Below are 2,058 nucleotides of genomic sequence, written 5' to 3'. Positions count from 1 at the left end.
AACGGCATTTGCCGCTGCGGGTGCGGGTGTTTATGGATTGGCTCGGCGATGTCGTTCGTTCGACGCTTTGACAGATCACCTTCGACCGAACTGTGGGAGCGAGCCTGCTCGCGAAGAGGGCGTGTCAGTCATGCAGAGTTGTCTGACCCAGCGCTTTCGCGAGCAGGCTCGCTCCCACAGAGATTTGCACAGGGTCAGAAGATTTGGGTGAACAGCCAGTAAAGGCTGCCCGACAGCAGGATGGCCGCTGGCAGGGTCAACACCCAGGCCATGAGCAGATTGCGGATTGTGCGCATCTGCAATCCGGCGCCATTGGCAACCATGGTCCCGGCCACGCCCGATGACAGCACATGGGTGGTCGACACCGGCAAACCGAACATGTCCGCCGCGCCGATGGTCAGCATCGCCACGGTTTCCGCCGAGGCGCCCTGGGCGTAGGTCAGGTGAGTCTTGCCGATCTTCTCGCCGACGGTCACGACGATGCGCTTCCAGCCGACCATGGTGCCGAGTCCCAACGCGATGGCCACGGCGATTTTCACCCATAGCGGAATGAACCGCGTGGCGTTGTCGATCTGCTGTTTGAACAGCTGCAGTTTGCTGCTGGTGTCGGCATCGAAATTGCCGACCTTGTTCTTCTCCATCAGGCGAATGCTTTCGCTGGCCAGATACATGTCGTTGCGCACGTTGCCCATGGCTTCGGCAGGGACTTTTGCCAGCGAGCCGTAGCCTCTGACTTCCTCGCCGATGTGTCCGGTCAGGGCGGCGAGGGCGGGGATCAGTTGCGGCGTCGGTTCCTTGCTGCGCATGTAGTCCGAAAGAATCGGACGCGGATCGGCCGGTGCCTGCAGTGGCGCGTTTTTCACCAGCGCTTGCTGGGTGACTTGGGCCACGGCGGCGAATTGCAGCGATTGTTCTTCCGGCATGGTGCGGTTCAGTGCATAGGCCATCGGCAGTGTGCCGACCAGAATCAGCATGATCAGGCCCATGCCTTTCTGGCCGTCGTTGGAGCCGTGAGCGAATGACACACCGGTGCAGGTGGCAATCAGCAAACCGCGAATCCACCACGGCGGCGGGGCGTTGCCTTCGGGCGCCTTGTACAGCGCACGGTTTTTGACGAACGCGCGCAACGCCAGCAGCAACAGCGCCGCGCAACCGAAGCCCACCAGCGGTGACAGCAGCAGCGCATAACCGATCTTGGTTGCCTGCGCCCAGTCGACACCGCTGGTGCCATCGCGGCCATGCATGAGGGCATTGGCCACGCCGACGCCGATGATCGAGCCGATCAGAGTATGCGAAGACGACGCCGGCAACCCCAGCCACCAAGTGCCGAGGTTCCACAGAATCGCCGCGATCAACAGGGCGAAGATCATCGCAAACCCGGCAGACGAACCGACCTGCAGAATCAGCTCCACCGGCAACAGCGCGATGATGCCGAACGCCACCGCACCGCTGGACAGCAGCACACCGAGGAAATTGAAGAACCCCGACCAGACCACCGCGACATTCGGCGGCAGCGAGTGGGTGTAGATCACCGTCGCCACGGCGTTGGCGGTGTCGTGGAAACCGTTGACGAACTCGAAACCCAACGCAATCAACAGTGCCACGCCGAGCAGCAGAAACGGCGTCCAGGTGGTGACCACCGTGCCGAGCTCGTGCATGTCGTGCATCAGGCTGTAGGCGGTGAACAACATGCCCATGGCCAGCACGGCGAAAAAGATCACGTAGGCAAACGGACCGGGTTTCTTGTCGAGCGCCGGTCTGCCGCTGGCGGCGGATGCGGGGCTGGCGGTCAGTGAGGGCGTAGCCATGGCGGACAATCCTGAGCGAGGAAAGGAATGTCGCCCATGATCGTTGCAGAATGTTACAGAGAGACTGCGTCAGGTCAGTGTTTGGGCGTTCAAGCCCGCCGCTGATCTGAAGGCTGAAAAAGAAACCTGTGGGAGCGAGCCTGCTCGCGAAAGCGCCATGTCATTCAACATTGATTTATCTGACACACCGACTTCGCGAGCAGGCTCGCTCCCACAGAGACGATTGTCTTGTGTGTGGGATTTGCGCTCA

At 61.2% G+C, this 2,058-nt stretch carries 1 protein-coding gene and 1 pseudogene; both read right to left on the bottom strand.

Annotated features, from left to right (window positions below):
- Window positions 1–194 precede the first annotated feature (194 nt).
- Window positions 195–1,808 carry an inorganic phosphate transporter gene (locus D6877_RS19945; RefSeq protein WP_130911868.1) on the bottom strand — a complete coding sequence of 538 codons (1,614 nt, stop codon included), beginning with the start codon at window positions 1,806–1,808 and terminating at the stop codon, window positions 195–197.
- A 69-nt stretch (window positions 1,809–1,877) separates the two neighbouring features.
- Window positions 1,878–2,058, bottom strand: a pseudogene (locus D6877_RS29640) (hypothetical protein); the annotation flags it as partial.

This window comes from Pseudomonas sp. Sample_9 (assembly GCF_004307535.1).
GTDB classification, from domain to species: Bacteria; Pseudomonadota; Gammaproteobacteria; order Pseudomonadales; family Pseudomonadaceae; genus Aquipseudomonas; species Aquipseudomonas mercuritolerans.
The sequence above is the reverse complement of the archived record's forward strand: the minus strand, read 5'-3'. Positions and strand labels throughout refer to the sequence as shown.

Excerpts from the sequence above, each read along its gene's own strand:
- D6877_RS19945 (WP_130911868.1), bottom strand. The coding sequence starts at position 1,808 with ATGGCTACGCCCTCACTGACCGCCAGCCCCGCATCCGCCGCCAGCGGC.